Here is a 19,521-nt window from a genome sequence, read left to right on the forward strand (position 1 = left end):
GCACCCGGCGACGACCTTGCTCGACATGCGGACACCACAGGTCGCCGGGCGACCACGCACCGACGCGGTGCTGATGGTGTGCGGCCGCTGCCGGCCAGACGGTTGCGACGACTGGGTCCGGCGGCTGCGCGCCAGCCTTTACCGGCTGATCGGCCGCGAGCGCTTAACCGTCACCGTCAGCGGCTGCCTGCGCACCTGCCCCGAGGATCGAGTCGCCGTGCTGCTGGTCAGCCCGTCGGTCGGCTGCCGGGAGTGGGCGCTGTGTCCGGAATCCGCCGAGCAGACCCGCCACATCACCGCGCTGCTCGCCCACCCGGCACACGGCCTGCCACCCGAACCGAGGAGTGGTTCATGACCGCCCGCACGTCCGCCCTGCTCGTGGTGATCGCGCTGGTGGTGGCCGGCTGCGGCGGGCCGTCCGGACGCGCCGACGCGCCGCCGGCGTCGCAGAGCGCCGGGTACCAACCGGCCACGGTGACCGACTGCAACGGCCGCCAGGTCACCTTCACCGCGCCACCACAGCGGGTCGTCGCACTCACAACAAGCGTTCTGGAACTGCTGTTCTGGCTTGGTGTGGCGGACAAGGTGGTCGGCATCGGGTCACCGCCCAAGGCCGGCACGTTCCCGCCCGAGTTCGACGCGGCGGCCCAGCGACTGCCCCACCTCGCCGGCAGCTACGCGCCGGGCTCCTACAAGGCGGTGCCGCGTGAGCAGATGCTCGGCGCACGCCCGGACTTCGTGCTCGGCGGGTTCACCTCCAACTTCGACGCCGACGGCGCGATGAAGCAGCAGGAGCTGGCCGACAACAAGATCAACTCCTACCTGGCGCTGTCCACGTCGTGCCCGGCGGCCACCACGAGCGCGCGCGGCGACTTCGAGCTGGTGTACCGGGACCTGCGCAATCTCGGCGCGATCTTCGGCGTCCAGGACCGGGCTGAGCGGCTGATCGCCGACATGCGCGCCAAGACCGACGACGTGGCCCGCAAGCTCGCCGGCACCCCGCCGCCGGCCGTGTTCCCGTTCGAGTTCGACGAGGGCACGCAGACGCCGTACGCGCCGGGCAACCGGCAGGCGGTCAACGCGACGCTGTCACTGGCCGGGGCGCGCAACATCTTCGGCGACCTGAACAAGCCGTACCAGAAGATCAGCTGGGAGGAGGTCGCCAAGCGCAACCCGGAGGCGATCCTGCTGATCGTCTACGACAAGGGGAACCCGGCCGAGACCGAGGCGCGGTTCGCCGCAGCCGAAAGCTTTGCCAAAAGCTTTCCAGTGTTGGCAGGTACACCGGCGGTGCGCGGCGGACGGTTCGCGCGGCTGGTCTACGAGCAGGGCTCCAACGGCGGCGTGCGCAACGCCGACGCGGTGGTTTCCCTTGCGCGCCAACTGTTTCCGGAGAAGATGCGGTGACGGGCAGACGCACAACCGTCGTCTACGCCGCACTGCTCACCGTCCTGGCGATCGCGATCACCGCCGGAATCGGCTACGGCTCGGTTTGGGTGCCACCGGATGTGGTGTGGCAGGTGCTCACGCACCGGCTGACCGGGCTCGGCGATCCGAACAACTGGACGATCACCCAGGACGGGATCGTGTGGGACCTGCGGCTGCCGCGCGTGCTGCTGGCCGCGATGGTCGGCGCGGGTCACGCGGTGGTCGGCGTCGCGGCGCAAGCCTTGGTGCGCAACCCGTTGGCCGACCCGTTCCTGCTCGGCATCTCCTCCGGCGCGTGCGTCGGCGCGGTCGCGTCGATCGTGGTCGGGATCAGCTTCTGGGGTGTCACCTCGCACGCGCTGGCCGGTGTGGCCGGCGCGCTGATCACGTTCCTGATCGTGTACCTGCTGGCCGCGCGCGGCGGGTCGTTAAGCCCGACCCGGCTGCTGCTGGTCGGCGTGGTCACCGGGCACGCGCTGCTCGGCGTGGCGAACTTCCTGGTGCTGCAGGCAGACGACCCGGGCAAGACGAACTCGTCGCTGTTCTGGCTGCTCGGCTCGCTGGCCGGCGCGCGCTGGACCGACCTCGGGGTGCCGGCCGCCGCGCTGTCGATTGGCCTCGCCGCGCTGCTGGTGCGCGGGCGCGGGTTGAACGCGCTGCTGGTCGGCGACGAGACGGCGAACGCGCTCGGAGTGCCGCCCGGTCGTTTGCGCCGCGAACTGTTCGCCACGACGTCGCTGGTCACCGGGGTCGTGGTGGCGCTGTCCGGATCGATCTACTTCGTCGGGCTGGTGGTGCCGCACGCGGTGCGGCTGCTGCTCGGCAGTGATCACCGGCGGGTGCTGCCGGCCGCGGCGATCGCGGGCGCGGCGTTCCTGGTGCTGGTGGATCTGGCCGCACGCTCGGTGCTCGCGCCGCAGGAGGTGCCGGTCGGCGTGGTGACCGCGGTGATCGGCGCGCCGGTGTTCCTGCTGCTGATGTCCCGCCGGCGACTGTCGGAGACCGGACTGTGAACCTGCGACTAGAGGATGTGCGGGTCAAACTGTCCGGACGGCAAATCATTTCCGGAGCGAATCTTCTCGTTGCGGAGGGTGACCTGTGCGGCCTGATAGGGCCGAACGGCGGCGGAAAGTCGACCTTGCTTCGCACCGTATACCGGCACCTCAAACCATACTCCGGTTGGGTATATCTGGGCCAGACCGACCTCTGGCGGTTGTCGCCCGTGAAGGTGGCTCGGAAGATCGCTGGAGTGCCGCAGGAGACGCGCTCCGACTTCGACGTGACGGTGTTCGAGATGGCCGCGATGGGCCGCACACCGCACAAACACCCGCTGGCCGCCACCACCGCGTCCGACCGCGAGATCGTCACCGGCGCGCTGACCAGGGTGGACGCGCTACACCTTGCCGAGCGGCACTTCGCGACGCTGTCCGGCGGCGAACGGCAGCGCGTGCTGCTGGCCCGCGCGCTCGCCCAGCAGACCCAGGTACTGGTACTCGACGAGCCGACCAACCACCTCGACGTGCGCCACCAACTGGAACTGATGGAGTTGGTGCGCGAGCTGGGCCTGACCACCGTGATGGCGGTGCACGACCTGAACCTGGCCGCCGGGTACTGCGACCGGCTGCACGTGATCGACTCCGGGAAGATCGTCGCGGGCGGGCCGCCAGAGGACGTGCTCACCGCCGAGCTGCTGCGGTCGGTGTTCGGTGTGCACGCCGACTTCACCACGCACCCGCGCACCGGCCGGCCACACCTGATTCTGTCCACTGTGGACGGTACACCGTGAGACGGTACGCACTTCTGTTGCGGCACAACGGGATCGCGCCCGTGCTGGCGGTCGGCGCGCTGACCCGGCTCGGCGTGAGCATGTACCCGCTGGCCGTGCTGCTGCTCGCGGGCCAGACCTGGGACCTCGCCAGCGCCGGCGCCGTGGCGGCTGCGGCGGCCGTCGGGTACGCGCTGACCGGGCCGATGCTCGGGCGGTTCGCCGACCGGTACGGCCCGATGCGCCCGCTGCTGATCACCGCGGTGGTGGTCGCGGTGGCGTTCGCGGTGCTGCCGCTGGCCGTACGGACCGGATCGGTACTCGCCACGGCCGCCGTCGCGCTGATCGCCGGCGCGTCGATCCCGCCGGTGCCGGCCTGTCAGCGCGCGCTCCTGCGGCGGCTGCTTTCCGACGACCTTGTGGACACCGCGATGGCCGTCGACGCGTTCTTCCTCGATCTGTTCCTGATCGTCGGCCCGCTGGTCACCACCGGAATCGTGCTCGCGGCGAGCCCGACCGCCGCGTTGGTCACCACCGCCGTGGTGCTGCTGGCCGGCGCGCTGCTGTTCGCCAGACTGCCCGCGGTGCGAACGATGCCGCACTCCGGCGCGGCCACCCCGATCCGCGGGCTCGGACCGTTGCGCGCGCCCGGGTTCCGGCTGCTGCTCGCCACGGTGGCCGCCGCCGGCATGGCGCTCGGCGCGCTGCGGGTGTCGCTGATCGGGTTCGCCGGCGACACCGGCGGCCTGCTGTACACCGCGATCGGGATCGGCAGCGCGGCCGGCGGGCTGGCCTACGGCGCCCGCGCGTGGACCACGCCGCTGGCACGCCGGTACGCGATTCTCCTTGCCTGCTACGCGATCGGCGTACTGCCGCTGCTGACCGGGATCGGTGCCGGCGGCATGTTCGCGCTCGCGGTGCTCACCGGGCTGGCCCTGTCCCCCGTGACGATCTGCGAGTTCGCGCTGGTCGGACGGTGTGCGCCGGGCGGGACGGTGGCCGAGGCGTTCGCCTGGGCGACCACCGCGACGTTCGCCGGCAACGCGCTGGGCACCGCACTCGGCGGCGCGCTGGCCGACCTGCACTGGCGCGCCCCGATGGTGCTCGCCGCGGCCGTACTCGCCACCGCCGCGGCCGCCACCGTGCTCGGCCGCGCCCTGTTGACCGCCCCAACCGGGGACCGTGTCGAGTCGGAAGGGAGGTGACCTCGATGACCCTCAAGGTGAAGGTCCGTCGGAAGAAGACCCGCGGCAACCTGCTGTCGAACCACCCGGCCTGATCCGGGGTGAGGGGCGGGGCGACCTGGGACGTCGCCCCGCCCTGCCCGATTGTCCTCTCCTGCCCGGCTCGTGAAGGGAATGACCATGAAGTTCCGCCGTACTCGCAGCCTGGTCGGCTACTGGAGCGAGGGCGAGTTCGTGCTCGAGGACTACCTCACCGAGAAGTCCTCGGACGTCGACGAGGACAACGCCGTCGTGGTGGACGAGGCCACGCTGCGCCTGCTCGACAAGTTCGACGACTGGACCGACGTCGACGCGGTGGCCGCCGAGCTGCCCGACTACTCCGCCGAATCGGTGCGCGAGGCGGTGGACACGCTGGTCGACGCCGGCCTGCTGCGCACCCCGGAGATGGCCGAACGCGAGGACCAGCTCGCCGTGGAATGGGCGCACTGGAGCCAGGAGGCGCGCTTCTTCCACTTCGGCACCAAGGACGCGGTGTACATCGGCGACGACGACGAGCACCGGTCGGCCGCCGCCGAGGTCGCGCTGGCCAGCGGGCCGCCGCCGGAGATCTTCAAGAGCTACCCGGACGCGCCGAGGGTTCGCCTGCCGCGCGCGTTTCTCCCGCTGCGCGGCGAATTCGGCGAGGTGCTGCTGTCCCGGCGCACGCATCGCGCGTTCACCCCGACGCCGGTCGGGCTGCGCGAGCTGGCCACGGTGCTGCACTACACGTTCGCGCCGATGTACTTCGTGGACGCGCGCGAGTACGGCACGTTGTTCATGCGCACCAGCCCCGGCGGCGGCGCGCGGCAGGAGCTGGAGGCCTACGTCGGCGTGCTGAACGTGGACGGCGTGACGCCAGGGCTCTACCACTACAACGTCGAGCAGCACAGCCTGGAGCTGATCGACCCCGACTTCGCCGCCGCTGACGTCGACCGGCTCGCCTTCGGCCAGCAGATGGCCGTGACCTCGGGTTTCGTGGTGTTCATGACCGCACTGGTGCAGCGCGCGGCGTACAAGTACCGGCACCCGAGGACGCTGCGGATGATCATGTTGGACGCCGGGCACCTTGCCCAGACGTTCAACCTGGTGTGCACGGCCGCCGGGCTCGGCCCGTTCCAGACGGCCGCGTTCCGGGACACCGAGGTGGAGCGCGCACTCGGAATCGACGGGATCGCCGAGACCGCGCTCTATCTGCTCGGCGCCGGCAATCCCGCCGGTCCGGTGGACGGCCGTCCTATCGACATGACGCTGGCCGCTCAGCCGGTGTAGCGGTCGACCGCTTCCTGGAGCAGCCGGCTCATGGCCGGCGTGTGCATGTGCTCGACCTGGCCCCACACCGCGCGTCCCTCGTCCGTGTCGAACTGGACGAACGAGGCGAACAGGACCGAGCGCTCGTCACGCATGACCAGCGTCTGGCAGCGGAAGCCCCTGGTGGACGTCACGCCGAGGAGCGCGAACTCCGGAGCGGCGCGCAGGATCGGCCAGCCGAGCACGTGATCGGGCGCGTCGAGTGGTCCGAGCTGGGCTCCCAGCTCGGACCACCCGGCGAGCAGGCCGGCACGCATCTCGTCGGACGCACCCTCGGTCACCATGCACGCCCACTGTTCGGCGGTCCGGTCGGCGGCCGAGTCGAGCTCGGCGAGCAGCGCGTTCTGGTAGCCGATCCGGTCGTGCGTGCACAGGTCGCGTGCGGCGGCCGGCACCTCGATCTCGCGGACGACGGTGGACAGGGACTCGGTCATGACACGCTCCTCAGATTCGGGTAGGTCGCCGCCCAGCGCTTGCGGATCCCGCGGAGCATCGCCGGGTACACGATCAGGTAGCGGAACGGCAGGATCGCGGCCATGTAGGCCGTGCCGAACAGGCCGTTCGGCTTGACCAGCACACCCATCTGGCCGCGGTAGCCGCCGTCACCGTCCGGCACCCAGCTCAGGTGCAGGACTCCGTGCACGGTCTTGTTGGCCATCTCGGCGACGTATTCACTGTCGGTCAGGTACACCGACGTGAAGGGGTCGGTGCCCAGTTCTGGCCCGCGCGGGCCGTCGCGCAGGTCGGCGGGCAGCCGGTCGCGCAGGGTCGGCACGCGGGTGCCGACACCGTCCTCCGGCTTGTCCAAGCCGAGCAGTCCGCCGATCTTCCAGCGCAGTTCCAGCAGCGCGTTGGTGATGCGGGAGAACCCGTCCGGGCCATCGTTCGAGGTGAACATGTCGATCAGTTTGGGCAGGTCATCCGGGCCGCCCGGGGTTGGCAACGCCCACACGTCCTCGACCGTGAAGTCGTGCGCGATCTCGTGGATCCGCCACGGCTGCGACGTGTGCGCGGTCTTCGGAAGTCTCATCCGAACCTCCATCCATACAGCACTGTATGTATCACCTACGCTCCCACCGGCCTCAGGCGCGGTCAAGGTGACGCCGCACACGAGCGGCATAGGATCGAATCGATGGCACCGCCGACCCGCACCCCGCGCAGCACGTGGATCGAGGAGGGGTTGCGCGCGCTCGCCGGCGGCGGCCCGGACGCCGTGCGGGTCGAGCCGCTGGCCAAGACGCTCGGCGTCACCCGAGGCGGGTTCTACTGGCATTTCAAGGACCGGCAGGCGCTGCTCGACGCGATGCTGGAGACCTGGGAGCAGCTCGGCGCGCAAGGCGTGATCGAACGCGTGGAGGCCGGTGGCGGCGACGCCCGCACGAAGGTGCGCAGAACCGCGGAGCTGATCTTCACCGGCGGGATGATCCCGACCGACCTGGCGATCCGGGACTGGGCGCGGCGCGACCCGGCGGTGGCCGAGCGCCTGCGGCGGGTGGACAACCGGCGGGTGGCCTACCTGCGGACGCTGTTCGGCCAGTTCTGCCCGGACGACGCCGAGGTCGAAGGGCGCTGCATGCTCGCGTTCTCGCTGGTCATCGGCAACTACTACATCGCGGCCGACCACGGCGGGAGCACCCGCGACCAGGTACTCGCGACTGCCATCGAGTACCTGGTCGCATAACGGTGACCGTCAGATGATCGTCGGAATCGAGTTGATCGGCAGACCGGACAGGTCGACCGGCAGGTCGAGCTGCGCCGGCGTGTCGTTGACGGTGACGTCGGTGTCGTTGTTCACCGTGGACAGTGCCTGACCGACCAGCTCGGGGTTCAACCCGAACACCTGGCCGACCGCGCCGACCGGGATCTGCTGGTCGATGCCGCCGGTCGTGGTCGTGGTGCCGCCGGACTGCCCGATCGTCTGGTTGTCCGCCCAGGCGTAGGAGTCGCCGAACCACGCCGCCGAGTTGCCGAACACCTGCGCCACGGCCGCGGCCGGGACGTCGGCGATGTTGCCGGACAGCGAGCCGCCGACACCGGAGCTGGTGATGTCACCGCCGGAGGCGACGTCCGTGTCGTTCGAACCGCTGCCGTCCGACGACCCGAACCAGCTCGCCGCGTTGCCGAACACCTGCGCGACCGGCAGCGCCTGCGCGCTCACCACGTTGCCGGCGAGTTGGCCGCCGTCACCGTTGGCCGTGGTGTCACCGCCGGCCGTGGAGCTGACGTCGTTGGTGGCGTCGCCGGTCACCCGGCCGACCCACACCGGCGCCATCGCGAACACGCCCGCGGTCGAGCCGACCGGAGCCTGCACCACGTTGCCGGCGAGCTGGCCGCCGGTGCCCTCGGCGTCGTTGTCGCCGCCGGCCGTCGAGTCGGTCTCGTTGTCCGACACGCCCTGCCCGAAACCGCCCCACGCGGCGCCGATGCCGTGCACCTGCGCCGGGAAGGACACCGGGACCTGGGCGATGTTGCCGGCGATCGTGCCGAGGTCGCCAGTCGCGTGGTAGTCGCCGCCTGCCGAGGAGTCGGTGTCGTTGCTGGCCTCACCGACGCCCTTGCCGATCCAGGCACCGCCCACACCGAACACCTGAGCCGGCGCGGACACCGGCGCGGCGATGATGTTGGACGAGCCCCTGCCGCCGTCGTCGTCGGTGTTGCCACCGCCGCCGGCCTTGACGGTCTTGCGCTCCTGCGCGATACCGGTACCGGAGCCGATCCACGAACCGCCCACGCCGAACACCTCGGCCGGCAGCGCGACCGGGCCGGCGATCAGGTTGCCGGACGCCGTGGAATCGTTGCCCAGCGTGCCGTTGTACCCGCCGGCCTGTACGACCTTGTCGTTGCTCGCCTGACCGGACGCGTCGCCGATCCACGAGCCGCCGACACCGAACACGTCCGGGCTGCCCGCGAGCGGAGTCGACGCGGTGTTGCCGGACCCGGTCCCGTTGTCGCCGTTGGTGTAGGTGCCGCTGCCCGCGGTGGCACGCGAGGTGTTGTCGTGCGCGGCGTGGCTGCTGCCGATCCACGTCCCGCCGACCCCGAACACCTCGGCCGGCAGTGCGACCGGCGCGTCGGCGAGGTTGCCCGACCCGGTCCCGCCGTCGGCCGACGAGCTGGAGAAGCCGCCGGAGGTGACGTTCGACGTCGAGCTGCTGTTCGCCTCACCCGGAGCGACCGGAGCGACCGGCTCAGGACTCGGAATCGGCACCACGCGCGGGTTCGGCCGCGACGCCCCACCGGTGGACGAGGTGCCGATCCAGGACGCCGCGACGCTGGACACGTTGGCCAGCAACGCACCCTGCGGCTGGGCCACGTTGCCGGACGCCGTGCCGTTGTCGCCGTCGGTCTGCACGTAGGTCGGAATGTCGTTGATCCCGTTCTTCGTGCCACCGGCGGTCGCGTCCATCGTCGTATTCGACGAGTCCACAGTGGACGTTCCGCCCCAGGTCGGGGCGTTGCCGTTGAACTCGACGGGGAAGGCCAGCGGCACCGCGCCGACGTTGCCGGAGCCGGTGCCGTCCCGGCCGCCGGTGTCCACCGCGCCGCCGCTCTCGGTGTCGTTGCTCGCCGAGGAGTCGGTCACCTGGGAGCTGCCGCCCCAGCTCACCGCGTTGCCGGTGAACTGCACCGGAGTCGCCCAGTGTCCGGCGAGCACGTTGCCGGCGAGGGTGCCGCCCCGGCCGTCGGTCGTGGTGTCACCGCCGGTGTCCACGTCCTGCTCGGCGTTGCCGTCGACCGTCCTGGCGTTGCCGAACCAGGACACCGCGTTGTTGGACAGCTGGACCGGAACGGCCCAGTCCAGGTCCACCACGTTGCCGCCGAGCGTGGAGCCGTTGCCGCCGGTGTCGATGTTCTGCCGCCCGTCGTGGCTCTGCTTGTGGTCGGAGCCCTGCACGGTCGCCGAGGTCATCGGCGGCGCGATCGCGTTTCCGGTGATCTGCACCGGCACCACGAGATCACCGTTGACGCGGTTGCCCAGGAACGGATCACCGGCCGGAGGAGGTGCGGCCGGCTTGTCCGGACGCGGGATTCCCTTGCTCCGCACGGGTTTCATCGGCTTGGGGCTGGGTTTGACGCTGGGCGTGGCCTGCGACCGCGCGGGTGCGGCGGTGCGCACCGGATCGGTCACCTGCCTCGTGCTCAGCTCGCCCCTGTACTCGGGCAGGTTCATCTGTCCGGTCGGGGTGCCCATCGCGTTGTCGCCGATGTCGAGCGGGACGGTGATGCCGCCGTCCAGCGGGCTCGCCGGGCGGTCCGGGTCGACACTGTCGTCCGCGGAGGCGATACCGGTGCCGAGCATCAGCAGGCCGCCGGTCAGCAGTGCGGTCTGCAGTCCTCGCCTTGTCCAGATGTGCATGACAGTTCTCCTTGGTACAGAAAGGTTTGTGGGAATTCGGCGCGCGTGGAACGTCCACCGCGCCGGGTGGTGACATGGGTGTGGCGAACGGTCAGTCGGGAGTGACGCCGGGTCGCGCGCCCGCTTGCGGCGGGCGAATGTCGGAGCCACGGCGAACCGTGCGGCAGCCCGACGGTTCGCCGGCGGTCCCGGAGTCGGTCGCGATCCCGGTCGGCGCGTGGCCGGCGCCGGCAGTGCCGTGACCGCCGGTCATCGGCACGCACGGCGGACCGGTTGGCGACGGCGTGTGGCGCGACGGCAGATCACGCGACGGCGGGAGCACCATGGCCCGGCCGGCCGGCGCCTGCCGCATCTCCCGTGACTCGTGCGCCGGCGACTCCACGACCGTGGGCAGCGCGGCCGCCTGGGCCGGCACGGGCACCTGCGTCACCTGCGGAGTGACCACCGGCGGGGGCGTCGGGCTGGGCATCGGACCGGGCGGGGTCGGGATCTCGGGGCGCGGCAGCAACGGCGGCAGGGCCGGCAACGGCGGCGGCGTGGGCCGCACGATCCGGCGCGCGGTGTCGCGCACGATCTCCCGCGGGCGGTGCACCACCGCGTCGACGACCGGCATCACCTTGTGCCGCACGACCTTGTCGACGGCCCGCTTCGCCGGCGGCTCCGCCACCCGGCGCACGTCCTCACCGACGGCGGTGACCCGTTCGGCGGACGCCTCCGGCAGGGACGGCTCGGCATTGGCCGGCGATTCGGTCAGCGCCCACAGGGCGACGGTCACGATCACGGCCCCGCCCAGCACCAGCAGCAGGCGCGCACACCAGTGCGCGAACAGCGCCCGGTGTGTGCGGTCAGCTGCGATCACGGCACGCCTCCCAGTGGCGGACTGTGTTGCCGGTCACAGGCTGACACGGTGAATCAGCCGCGCAGGGTGATCAGAGCGCCGTTACCCCCGAACGGGTGACCAGGAGTGACACGATTCGCCGCGCGTCGTGTCACTTGATCTTGATGCTCACGAAAGCGTGGCATTCACACCACCGGGTGACACCTGTCCGTGTCGACGTCATACGACCGCACATCCGTGATCACCTGCACGGGAGGTATGGCATGTACCCGTGTGGTCCGCGCGCCCATCGCACCAGGGTCGAGCTCTGGCTCGGTGCGATGCGGCTGTTCGCCGTGAGGGGGTTCACGCGCACGACGACCGCCGAGATCGCCAAGGCCGCCGGAATGTCGCCGCGCACCTTCTTCCGGCACTTCCCGAGCAAGCACGACCTGATCGAGCAGCCGTACCGGCTGCTGCTGTCGGCCGTCGCGAGCGGCGCGCGGGCCTGCCCGACCGACGAGCCGATCATCCGGTCCGTCGTCGCGGTCTGGCCGCGTTGCCTCGCCTCGCTGCTCGGACCGGACGTACTCGAGCACGACGGCCGCGCCGGCATCCGCTCCCTGCTCGCGCTGCGCAACAACGACGCCGAGGTGAGCGCGATGATGTGGGCGATCACCGACGAGTTCCGCAGCGACCTGGCCACACTCACCTCGGCACGGCTGCGCACCGACCCGGTCACCGACCCTCGGCCCTCGGTGGCCGCCGGCGCCGCCTCCGCGTTGCTGCACGACGTCACCCTGTGGTGGTCGACCAGCCCCGGCGTCAGCCTGCCGGACGCCGTGCGGCTGATGGGCGCGCGGTCCAGGACCTCATGACCTCGCGAGTGCGGCGACCGCCTCGGCCACCGGAGTGGACCCCGCGGTCAGCTCGACGATCGTGCGGCTCAGCGCCGGCTCGTGCAGCGCGACCTCGATGAACGCCGCCACGTCCGCGCGCGGCACCCGCCCGTACTCGATCGCCGGGCCTGCGGTGACCCGCCCGGTGCCCTCGTCGTCGGTCAGCGTGCCCGGCCGCACGATCAGCCAGTCCAGCCCGGTGCGCGTCAGGTACACGTCTGCGGTCTTCTTCACCTTCATGTAGTGCTCGAAGCCGGAGCCGCGCTCGCCGCCGCGCCCCGCGTCCGGGAACACCGACACCAGCACCAACCGGCGCACCCCGGCCCGCTCGGCGGCGTCGGCGGTCTTCTCCAGCCCTCGGCCGTCGATCGCCGTGGTCAAGTCCAGCCCGGTGCCGTGCGCGCCGGCGGAGAACACCACCACGTCGTGGCCGGCGATCCGCTCGGCCAACGCCTCGACCGAGTCCTCGATCAGGTCGCCGAGCACGGACACCGCGCCCGCCTCGCGCACCGTGCCGGTCTGCTCGGCCGATCGGTGCATGCCGGTCACCTCGTCGCCCCGCGCGACCAGGCGCGCGGCGAGCCGCCGGCCGATCCCGCCGGCGGCTCCGATCACGAAAATCCTCACGAACAGTGACCCTACTGGCCAGCCGCCCTGATCGTTTCCACCACGCGGGCCAGGTGCGGCGGCGCGGTGGCCGACGCCTCGGGCGTGTCCGGCAACTGGGTCACCACGTTGACGTAGTCGGGCATCCAGTTGAACCACATCGACACGTCCGCGGCGTTGTCCGGCCCGGGCAACAAGCGCGCGTCGCACGCGGTGTAATCGGCGGCACCGGGCAGGCCGCGCCCGTTCACGTAGGACACCATCGGCGGAATGCTGAGCGACTCGCCGTCGGACGCGAGCATCGCGATCACCGCGTGCAACGGGATCTGGGCGAGTGTGCGCGCCCGCTTGAACGCCTCGTGCGCCTTGGGGATCAGCTCGTCGAAGTCACCGCGCGTGTCGATCATGATCGGCACCAGGTTGATCAACCAGCCCTGGGTGCGCAGCCCGCGATCTTTCGTGCGGGTGGTGACGGCGGTCAGCACGCGGTACAGCTCGGTGCCGTCGGCCTCGCGCTGGGCGTGCGCGAGCGCGGCGAACACACCGCCGGCGAACCCGCCGTCGCGCGCCCGGCAGTGGTCGCGGAACCGCGCCCCGCCCGCCTCGCCGAAGATCTCGGTCTCCAGGCGCTTGGCCGGCACCAGCCCGCCACTCGGATTGCCGAGATCGGCCGGGAAGCTCGGCAACCGTCCGCCGCCGGCCTCGATGAACTCCCGCCACGCCACGATCTCCGGCGAGTCGGTGGTCAGCTCGGCCACCCGCTTGTGCTCCCGCGCGGTGATCATCAGCATCTCGTCGGTGGCGCCGAACTCGACCGGCGTGCCGGTGCGGTGGCCGTCGTAGCGGGCCCGCATCTCGGCGAACAGCAGCGCCATCGAGAAGCCGTCGGACAGCGAATGGTCGATGGCCAGATAGAACGTGGAGAACTCGTCGCGCAGGATCACCCCGGCCACGCACACCGGCCACGAATGGGGGATGGTGCCGGCGTCGATCGAGGCGTGCAGGTGATCGCGCAGCGCGACGGAGTCGGTGAACTCGCCGGCCTCGCGCGGCGCCACCCTGATCGCGTCGGCCGGATAGCCCCAGCCGGTGAACCCGCCCTCGCCGCCGTGCTCGAACCATGCGCGGTACGAATCATGTGCCGCGACGAAGTCCCGCAGCGCGGCGCTCATCGCCGTGACGTCGGCGCGGCCCGGAACATTGAACGCGTGCGCCACCCACGGCGACTGGCGCACGCCGGCCGCGCGGTTCTCTCCGGCAAGGCGCATGTGTCCCTGTTGGATCAGCGACGGCGGGATCCCGTGTGGCACAGCGGGTCCACGCGCGGTCAGCTCGAACTCGACCAGCGTGCCCGGCCGTGGGCGGTAGTCGTCCATATCGGTTCGGCGCATGGAAGTTCCCCTCTCAGACGGTGACGGGCACGAGTTCGCGGGTCGCGGCGAGAGCGCCGACCGTGTCGGCGAACCGGTCGATGAACGGGCGCACGGCGTCACGCGCCGTGCCGGGGAAGCGGGCGGACAGGTGCAGGCCGCGCCGGCTCCGGGTGATCCAGACGTACACCTCGTCGGACGCCGTGACGCCGCTGCGCAGCATCCGGTTGTCGCAGGCCGCCCACTCATCGGCGCCGGGCATCCGGCGAATGTCCATGTAGGACACCACGAACCGCGGCCTGATCGAGGCGCCGAGCAGACGTTCGACCACGGGTACCGGCACGCTGGCCATGCCGGCGTAGCGGTCCAGCGCGACGGCGACATCGCGTGCGGCGCCGGCGAATCCGGCGCCGGGCGCGAGGGTGAACCGCAGCGGACTGACACCGACGAACCAGCCGAACGAGCTGTGCCACCGCGGGTTGGTCCTGGTATGCGCCAAGGTCAGCACGGCGGTCTCGGCCCGACCGGTGTGCTCGCGCACGGCGAGACCGAGGCAGGTGAGCAGACCGGCCGGCGTGGTGACACCGGCGTCCCTCGCGGCCGCGCCGAACGCGTCGGCCTGATCGCCGTCAAGCAGCCACCGGTAGTCGTTGCCCTGCCGGACCTCAGCCGTGGCGTTCAGCCGGCCGGGGAAACCGGGGCACGTCCCGCCGGTCGAGTCGAGGAACTCGCGCCAGCGCAGCACGGTGTCGTGCTCGGCGGCCAGGCCTTCCACACCGGCCCGCTCGTCCGGCCCGAAGTCGAGATAGCTGGCCGAGGGTGCGGGGACCGGCACCGACGGGTCGCGCAGGTTCGCCAGCAGCGCCCGCACCTCCGACGCCACGACGAGCACCGAGTAGCCGTCGAGATGGCCGTGATCACCGGCGAAGTACACGGTCACACCCTCGGCGTCGGCGACCGTGGCGAACGCGGTGTTCGGCCAGGCGTCCGGCGGGGTCGCCCGGTCGAAGAAGGCCTCGATCCGGCGGCGCACCGCCTCGCCGTCGTAGATCCGCCGAGGACCGATGGCGCGGACCCGCACGCCGGAGCCGGGCAACGTCCACCGGCACCACTGCCCGTCCCGTTCGACCCGCAACAGGCTGCGCAGCGTCTCGTGCCGGGCGACCCAGCGCCGCAGCACCTCGGCGATCTCGTCCTGGCTGGCCTTGCCGAGCCGGAACGAGGAGCCCACCCAGGTCGGGCCGGCTCCGGACGCCGCGCGCAGATGGGCCTCGTGCGCGTGGGCCGGGGCGCGTTCGTCGTCGGCCCAGGAGCTGGCCCGGGCGGCGACCGGCCGCCACAGCGTCAGCGTGCCTGGGCGCACACCGCAGTCGGACAGTTCTTTCAGTTCCATTTAAGGCGCCATTTCACGAAAAGGACAAAGGGGTATCGAGGAACGAACTCTCGGTTCACATTGAATGCCGCAGATTGCACCCAGGTCTGCAGGCGTGCCGCACGTCGACACTGTCGCACGGTCTCCGCCGAGAGATTACACCCGAACAGGGGTATGGCAAGGCCATGCCCACGATGGTTCCATACCTACTAAAATATGATCAACATGACCCCCGTGCTGGGGATTTACCTTTTGTTCATAATGCGCGCAGGCGTGTGTGTGCTCGTTCTCACCCGCCCTCCCTCATTTGGGTAACCGGCGGTTAATTCAGCGCACTGTGATGCGCGACGTTAAGACCCCATTAACTGCCGGCGAGGTCTTCGGCGATGACGCGCTCGACGTTGCGTTCGGCGAGTGCGGTGATCGTGACGAACGGGTTGACACCGGTGCTGCCCGGAATCAGCGATCCGTCCACGACGTAGAGGTTGCGGTGGCCGAGGACACGGCCGTACCCGTCGGTGGCCTTGCCGAGAACGGCGCCGCCGAGCGGGTGGTAGGTGAAGCGACTTTCGAACGCCCTCGTGTCGCCGAACAGGTCGTGCCGGTAGACCGTGCCGTTGACGCGGTTGATGCGATCGAACAGCGCCTTGGCCGCACGGATGGACGGCTGGGCTTGGTCGGCGGTCCAGTGCAGCCGCGCGGAGTCGGTCGCCGAGTCGTAGCTGAAATGGCCGCGCTCGGGGTTCTTGGTGATCGCCAGATACAGGCTGATCCACGTCTCGAGGCCGACCGGCAGCGGCACCACCTCGGCGAACACCGGGTGGGTCGGGTTGGACCAGTCGTCGATGCCGAGCATGGGCATCGTGGACTGCAGCGTGCCGGTCGGGTGCCACAGGTGGTTCGCCCTGCCGACCATGACGTTGCCGTTGGTACCCCAGCCGCGGCCGATTTCCTCGCTGAGACCCGGCAGCGCGCCGGTTTCCCTGGCGCGCAACAACAACTCGGTGGTGCCGAGGCTGCCCGCGCCGAGGAACAGGTGCCGGGTGTGGAACTCCGCGACCCGAATCGTCGTGCCGTGCGGATCGATTTCGCGGACGGTCAGCGTGTACGAGCCGTCCGGCTCCGGCGCGATCGCCGTGACCTCGTGCAGGGCGTGGATGGTGACGTTGCCGGTGCCCAGCGCCTCGGCGAGGTAGGTCTTGTCCAGCGAGCGCCTGCCGTGGTTGTTGCCGTAGAGCAGTTCGCCGGCCAGCGCCGAGCGCGGCACGTCGCCGTTCTCCTCGCGGCGCAGGTAGTCCAGGTCGTACACGCTGGGCACGAACGTCGTGCGCAGCCCGGCTTTCTGGGCGGCGGCCCGGGACACCCTGGCGTACCGGTACGCGTCGCTGCCCTGGAACCAGGCGGGATCGATCGTGTTCACGCCGAGGTGCGCGGTGGCGCGCGGGAAGTACGTGCGGTACATCTCGCCGGCGTCGACGGTCGGCAGGATCTCCGCGAAGTTCTCCCGCCGTGGCACGACCGCCATGGCACCGTTGACCAGCGAGCCGCCGCCGACCCCGCGACCGAGGTACACCGACATGTCGCCGTGCCGGACCCGGTCGAGCACGCCCGCGTACGGCTCGATGTCCCGGTTCACCAGGTCCAGCCAGAGCAAGCTGGCCAGCGGTGCCTCGGTCCGATGCTTGAACCACATGGCGCGACCATCTGGTGACAACATCGGGCAGAACATCCGGCCGTCCGAGGCGGGCGTGGACCAGAGCCGGCCCATCTCGAACATCACCGTCGGAATGCCGGCCTCGCCCAGCCGTAGCGCGGTCACGGCCGCGCCATATCCCGTGCCGATGACCACCGCGGGCGCCGCGTCACTCCCCCGGGCGGCCGCGTGGCCCACGGTGATCGAACCGAGGCCGAGCGCGGCCGCCGAGCCGAGTGCGGACATGCCGAGGAAGCGCCTGCGCGATAACGAAGCCATGCGTCGGATACTCACACGACACGATCAAACGCGAAAAGTAGTCAGGACCGCGTTCACTCGATCGTGGTCGCCCACGCGTCACCAGGCGGCTGCCGAACAACGTCGTGCCGTCCGAAACTTAGCGATCGCTCCATTCATGTTTTGCGTACTTTAGCCCGCTAAAGTCCCTCGGCCACGGAGAAAGCCCAGGTCACAGAAGATCAATCGAGGACGGGGAATGTGAGGGTGATGCACGTAAGGCCGTCGGTGATGGTGGAGTCACCTTCACGGGCTTGGTCAGCGCACTTTTGAGAAGTCCTCGTCGAAGGAGACGTTGCCTGTGACGGCGACCCTGGTACGCGGACCATCGGCGAACCAGTGAGTGTCACCGAGGCCGTCATGACTGGACAGCGTCGATGAGCCGCGCGAGCGCGCGCACCAGTGGCTCCACGCCGTTTCCGGGCGCACCACCGGGTTCGGCCATGTACATGTCCCGCCGGATCTCGATCATCAGCGCGCTCACGTCCGCCGCGCGCCGGTAGTGGTCGAGCGGGACGTAGGTGCCGCTGAACGGCGTGTTCACGTCGAGATCGCCGACCTCGGCGAACGCGCGCACCGCGGCGTCGCGCAGAGATTCGGGAGTATGAAAGGAATCCACGCCCAGGCACACGGCCGGCCGGTTGCCGGTCGCGTGCAGTTCGTAGGGCAAAGCATGACTCGGGTAGGAGTGCACGTCGATGATCACCACGTGGCCCACCGCCGCCAGGCGCGCGTCCACCAGACCGGCCATCGCCGTCGCGTAGGGCCGGTAGTGCCGGGCGAGCAGATCCTCCACGTGCGCGGAATCGTTGTCGCGCAACGGTTCGCCGTGCGAGGTACGCAGGTACACCGCGCCCATGCCCACCGCGTGCATCTCCTCGCGGTCGTCGGGGAACCGCTCCGGGTCGACCACCAGCCGGGACAGCCGGTTGGCGAACACCCACGGCGTCCGGCTCGCGGTCGCGGTGGCACGGGCGGCGATCAGCCCGGTGTGCGCGTCGGTGATGTGATCAAGTTCGGCGGACAGCGCGGCGTCGTCGAGCAGAATCCGTTGCCTGGCCTCGGGTGTCAGCGCCCGAGATCCGTGCGGCACGTGCAGGATCACCGGGGACTCGGGCGCACCCGGCGTGATCTCGAAGTTCATCGGTGGTGCGCCACGGCGGTGAGCGCGCGTCGGATGGCGTCGCGATAGGTCGTGGTGGCGTCTGGGTCCCAGGAGCGGGTGATCACGGCCATCTCCTCGGGTGCCGGGTTCGTCGGGCAGTGCGGGGCGAGCCTGGCGAGGTAGTGCTCCGGATCGATGATCGCCTCCGGCGCGAAAACCCCTGGTGCGGCAAGGACTCCGGTGGTGCACAGTTCGAGCGCGACGGCGAGCGGCACGCCGGTCACCGCACCCATTGTCGTGCCAGGGAAATGACACAGCGCGGCCGCCACGACGGCGGGTCGTCCGTCGTGGGTACCGGTGGCGAGCGCGAACAGCGGCGGCAGCCGGTCAGGCCTGACATGCTTGTCCAGCGGTGGCGACGGCAGATGCCGTTCGGCGAACTGCGTGACCCGGGCGGCGCGCGCCGCGGAGACGAGCCGGCGGTCCACGGCCCAGCGGGTGGCCCGCATGAAGGCGAGGAACGGGCGGCTGCCGGTGGTGACGTTGACGCTCGTCGCGGCGGAAATGGTGCGCGGCAACGTGATCGGCTCGGGGTGGCCGAACGTCCAGGTGGCGCGCCGGCCCAGCCCCGGGTAGTCGATCATGGTGCGGCGCAGCGGGCGTTCGTCGACGAAGCGCCCGTCGCGCCGAACGCGGATGGTGCCGGTCATCTGGGCGATGCCGTGCACGACGGCCGCGCTGACACCAGGACCGGCGGCGTCCAGCCCGCCGGCTTCCACGTTCCACCCGGTGACGATCTCCTCGACGCCGTCCAACTCTCGGGCGGCGAGTACGGCGAGCAGGTTGGACAGCCCAGGCGTGGCGCCCATGCCGATCACCGCGGTGACACCGGCGGCCTCGGCCCGCGCGGACAGCTCCAGCATCTCGATCGTGGGTTCCCAGTCGTCGCAGATGTCCAGGTAGTGACAGCCGGCGTCGATGGCCGCGGCGAGGATCGGAACGCCGAACCGGTAGAACGGCCCGACGGTGTTCACCACAACGTCGGCTTCGCTCAAAGCCTCGCGCAGTGCCGCGTGATCGGTGACATCCAGGCCAAGACTCCGTGCGGGCGTGCCGAGTTGGTCGGCGAACCGCTCGGCGGCACTCGCGTCGAGGTCGGCCACGATCAGCTCGCTGACGCCGTCCAGGTTGATCGCGGCGCGGCAGAGGTGGCGGCCCATGCCGCCCGCGCCGCCCAGTGCGAGGACTCGCATCGGTGCTCCCTTCCGAGATATATTGACT

General features: G+C 70.6%; 18 protein-coding genes. 8 read left to right on the forward strand and 10 right to left on the reverse strand.

Annotated features, from left to right (window positions below; all coding sequences use genetic code 11):
• Positions 1-25 precede the first annotated feature (25 nt).
• The 6 genes from EV193_RS03035 to EV193_RS03060 all read left to right on the forward strand — a co-directional run bounded on the left by EV193_RS03035 (position 26) and on the right by EV193_RS03060 (position 5,685).
• Entirely contained in the window at positions 26-355 is a 330-nt protein-coding gene (locus EV193_RS03035) for a hypothetical protein (protein ID WP_130342378.1), read from the forward strand.
• Positions 352-1,407, forward strand: a complete 1,056-nt coding sequence (locus EV193_RS03040; RefSeq protein ID WP_130342379.1) for an ABC transporter substrate-binding protein — start codon at positions 352-354, stop codon at positions 1,405-1,407. Before EV193_RS03035 ends, EV193_RS03040 begins: the two co-directional genes overlap by 4 nt.
• Positions 1,404-2,441 carry a FecCD family ABC transporter permease gene (locus EV193_RS03045; protein WP_130342380.1) on the forward strand — a complete coding sequence of 346 codons (1,038 nt, stop codon included), beginning with the start codon at positions 1,404-1,406 and terminating at the stop codon, positions 2,439-2,441. The genes EV193_RS03040 and EV193_RS03045 overlap by 4 nt, the downstream gene beginning before the upstream one ends.
• Before the next feature lie 17 nt (positions 2,442-2,458).
• Complete coding sequence (locus tag EV193_RS03050) at positions 2,459-3,214, forward strand: ABC transporter ATP-binding protein (RefSeq protein WP_242613158.1); 756 nt, start codon at positions 2,459-2,461, stop codon at positions 3,212-3,214.
• A complete protein-coding gene (locus EV193_RS03055; RefSeq protein WP_130342382.1) occupies positions 3,211-4,398 on the forward strand; it encodes an MFS transporter in 1,188 nt (395 codons plus the stop codon). Before EV193_RS03050 ends, EV193_RS03055 begins: the two co-directional genes overlap by 4 nt.
• A 159-nt stretch (positions 4,399-4,557) precedes the next feature.
• Positions 4,558-5,685 carry a SagB/ThcOx family dehydrogenase gene (locus tag EV193_RS03060; RefSeq protein ID WP_130342383.1) on the forward strand — a complete coding sequence of 376 codons (1,128 nt, stop codon included), beginning with the start codon at positions 4,558-4,560 and terminating at the stop codon, positions 5,683-5,685.
• On the opposite strand, the gene EV193_RS03065 is transcribed toward EV193_RS03060, so the two are convergent.
• Both EV193_RS03065 and EV193_RS03070 read right to left on the reverse strand, forming a co-directional pair.
• Positions 5,673-6,158: a hypothetical protein gene (locus EV193_RS03065; protein ID WP_130342384.1), complete on the reverse strand. Its 486-nt coding sequence runs from the start codon at positions 6,156-6,158 to the stop codon at positions 5,673-5,675. The two genes, EV193_RS03060 and EV193_RS03065, sit on opposite strands and share 13 nt — an antisense overlap.
• Positions 6,155-6,754: a DUF2867 domain-containing protein gene (locus EV193_RS03070; protein ID WP_130342385.1), complete on the reverse strand. Its 600-nt coding sequence runs from the start codon at positions 6,752-6,754 to the stop codon at positions 6,155-6,157. The genes EV193_RS03065 and EV193_RS03070 overlap by 4 nt, the downstream gene beginning before the upstream one ends.
• Before the next feature lie 102 nt (positions 6,755-6,856).
• On the opposite strand from EV193_RS03070, the gene EV193_RS03075 reads away from it, so the two are divergent.
• Complete coding sequence (locus EV193_RS03075; protein WP_130342386.1) at positions 6,857-7,405, forward strand: TetR/AcrR family transcriptional regulator; 549 nt, start codon at positions 6,857-6,859, stop codon at positions 7,403-7,405.
• A 9-nt stretch (positions 7,406-7,414) separates the two neighbouring features.
• Here EV193_RS03075 and EV193_RS03080 read toward each other — a convergent pair whose 3' ends face one another.
• Positions 7,415-10,081 carry a beta strand repeat-containing protein gene (locus EV193_RS03080; RefSeq protein WP_130342387.1) on the reverse strand — a complete coding sequence of 889 codons (2,667 nt, stop codon included), beginning with the start codon at positions 10,079-10,081 and terminating at the stop codon, positions 7,415-7,417.
• A 91-nt stretch (positions 10,082-10,172) separates the two neighbouring features.
• Positions 10,173-10,940: a hypothetical protein gene (locus EV193_RS03085; RefSeq protein WP_130342388.1), complete on the reverse strand. Its 768-nt coding sequence runs from the start codon at positions 10,938-10,940 to the stop codon at positions 10,173-10,175.
• Positions 10,941-11,239: 299 nt separating this feature from the next.
• Between EV193_RS03085 and EV193_RS03090 the strand changes: the two genes are divergently transcribed.
• The gene (locus EV193_RS03090; protein WP_278044160.1) at positions 11,240-11,776 is read left to right on the forward strand and encodes a TetR/AcrR family transcriptional regulator; all 537 of its coding nucleotides are present in this window, start codon (positions 11,240-11,242) and stop codon (positions 11,774-11,776) included.
• Here the strand turns inward: EV193_RS03090 and EV193_RS03095 are convergent.
• The 6 genes from EV193_RS03095 to EV193_RS03120 all read right to left on the reverse strand — a co-directional run bounded on the left by EV193_RS03095 (position 11,771) and on the right by EV193_RS03120 (position 19,493).
• Complete coding sequence (locus EV193_RS03095) at positions 11,771-12,424, reverse strand: SDR family oxidoreductase (RefSeq protein ID WP_130342390.1); 654 nt, start codon at positions 12,422-12,424, stop codon at positions 11,771-11,773. The two genes, EV193_RS03090 and EV193_RS03095, sit on opposite strands and share 6 nt — an antisense overlap.
• 11 nt (positions 12,425-12,435) lie before the next feature.
• Complete coding sequence (locus tag EV193_RS03100; RefSeq protein WP_165401193.1) at positions 12,436-13,794, reverse strand: condensation domain-containing protein; 1,359 nt, start codon at positions 13,792-13,794, stop codon at positions 12,436-12,438.
• 13 nt (positions 13,795-13,807) lie between these two features.
• On the reverse strand, positions 13,808-15,166 hold the full coding sequence (locus EV193_RS03105; protein ID WP_130342392.1) for a condensation domain-containing protein: 1,359 nt from the start codon (positions 15,164-15,166) through the stop codon (positions 13,808-13,810).
• A gap of 340 nt (positions 15,167-15,506) precedes the next feature.
• Positions 15,507-17,117 carry a GMC oxidoreductase gene (locus EV193_RS03110; RefSeq protein ID WP_130342393.1) on the reverse strand — a complete coding sequence of 537 codons (1,611 nt, stop codon included), beginning with the start codon at positions 17,115-17,117 and terminating at the stop codon, positions 15,507-15,509.
• Between the two features lie 376 nt (positions 17,118-17,493).
• A complete protein-coding gene (locus EV193_RS03115; protein WP_130342394.1) occupies positions 17,494-18,279 on the reverse strand; it encodes an N-formylglutamate amidohydrolase in 786 nt (261 codons plus the stop codon).
• On the reverse strand, positions 18,276-19,493 hold the full coding sequence (locus EV193_RS03120) for a saccharopine dehydrogenase family protein (RefSeq protein ID WP_130342395.1): 1,218 nt from the start codon (positions 19,491-19,493) through the stop codon (positions 18,276-18,278). The genes EV193_RS03115 and EV193_RS03120 overlap by 4 nt, the downstream gene beginning before the upstream one ends.
• Positions 19,494-19,521: the final 28 nt, after the last annotated feature.

The organism is Herbihabitans rhizosphaerae (assembly GCF_004216555.1).
GTDB classification, from domain to species: domain Bacteria; phylum Actinomycetota; class Actinomycetes; order Mycobacteriales; family Pseudonocardiaceae; genus Herbihabitans; species Herbihabitans rhizosphaerae.